The sequence below is a fragment of the Vibrio sp. 10N.261.51.C6 genome (assembly GCF_041471785.1).
GTDB lineage: Bacteria > Pseudomonadota > Gammaproteobacteria > Enterobacterales > Vibrionaceae > Vibrio > Vibrio crassostreae_C.
The window spans coordinates 1-1,633 of record NZ_JBFRPB010000046.1 but is presented as its reverse complement, the minus strand read 5'-3'; the positions used below and the strand labels follow the sequence as shown (position 1 = coordinate 1,633).

The following is a 1,633-nucleotide window of genomic DNA, read 5'->3' as shown; positions in this document are numbered from 1 at the left end:
TGGTGCGCCGAGCATGGCGTTGATCTAGGAGGTGAAAGTCCTCTACGGGCTCAGTCGAGCGAGAACCGTTAGCCTATGCAAGGGTGTTCACCGTGAGGTGAAATCTGAAGGAAGCAAATGGCAAAACTTGGTTGTGACGAACAGAAATCTGATAGTAGGCCATTACAACTTGGGCAACCTAGCCATAGATAGAATAGCCCAATGCCTCGACGGGAAGTGTGTAGTGGTAAATCAGGCACAGCCAAGGGAAAGAACAACGTCTTACCTCGGGAGATCTTATGGTTTGTCTCAATAGAGACTAATACAGCAGTGATGTTGTGTGATGAGCAATAAGAAGTCAGCAGAAGGCATAGTACTTTGAGAATGTACAACTCAAAGGAAGGCCTGAACTGAATATATCAAGAAGCAGTCACTAGACACTCAATCATGTGGAGTCATAGCAAGATGAAACTCATCTCTACGTCCCAAAGGGCAATACCGCAAGTAAAGCTCATGGATACGAAGAATGACAAGCATGGTCGGCGTAGACAGGAGGGCGAGTCTTGGTGACCTCAACTTCGTTGATGGAGCAAATCTGCTCCTCAACCAATTTGAATCAAGCTCTTAGACGCGTGAAGAAGAACAAAGGGTGTGCAGGAGTCGACAAGCTCGACATCAACGCCACTATCTCAAGACTTCGACAGGCATCAAACGGGCAAGAGCTTCGCCAGAGTCTTCTGGATGGAAGCTATCAACCTCAACCTGTTCTTGGTGTAGAAATCCCCAAAGCTAGTGGTGGCGTAAGGCAATTAGGTATCCCAACAGTCCTTGATAGGGTAGTCCAACAGGCAATCACATCAGTGCTGTCATGTATCTATGAGCCGAAGTTCTCCGACAGTAGTTACGGGTTTAGACCCAACCGCAGTGCGCACCATGCATTGTCGGCCGCCAGTCGCTACATCCGAGAGGGTCGAGGTTATGTAGTAGATATCGACCTAGCAAAATACTTCGATACAGTGAATCACGATAGGCTAATGCACAGGCTGTCACAAGATATTGCTGATAAACGCGTGTTGAAGCTAATTAGGTCATACCTACAGGTAGGCATAATGCGACATGGACTAGTTGAGCAGAGACAACGAGGCACACCCCAGGGTGGGCCATTATCTCCGCTACTATCAAATATTGTATTAGATGAACTGGATAAAGAGCTAGAGCGTAGAGGGCATAAGTTCTGTCGATATGCAGATGACTGTCAAATCTACGTGCGTAGTGAGGAAGCCGCTCATCGAGTCAGAGAGTCGATAACGGAGTTCTTGGAGCAGAAACTAAAGCTGACGGTAAACCGTAAGAAAAGTGCAGCAACGAGAGTGACAAAGCGAACTTACCTAAGCCACCGCTTCCAGATAGACGGAAGAATCGGGATATCGAAGACGGCACAAGCTCAAATGAAGAAGCGAGTACGTCAGATAACGAAGCGAAATCGAGGACGAGAGTTACAGGTGATAATCACGGAGTTAACTCAATATCTAAGAGGATGGCAACACTACTTCAAGCTTACTGTTAGTAAAAGTGCAATGCAGCGCTTAGACGAATGGATACGGCGTAGATTAAGGTGCTACCGACTAAAGCAGCGCAAACGCAGACACAGCAT

Annotated in this window: 1 protein-coding gene; it reads left to right on the top strand. The window is 47.2% G+C overall.

Translation table 11 applies throughout. The features are described from left to right. Positions 1-563 precede the first annotated feature (563 nt). On the top strand, positions 564-1,633 hold a 1,070-nt coding region (ltrA, locus tag AB4375_RS12455; RefSeq protein WP_372051697.1), incomplete at its 3' end, for a group II intron reverse transcriptase/maturase.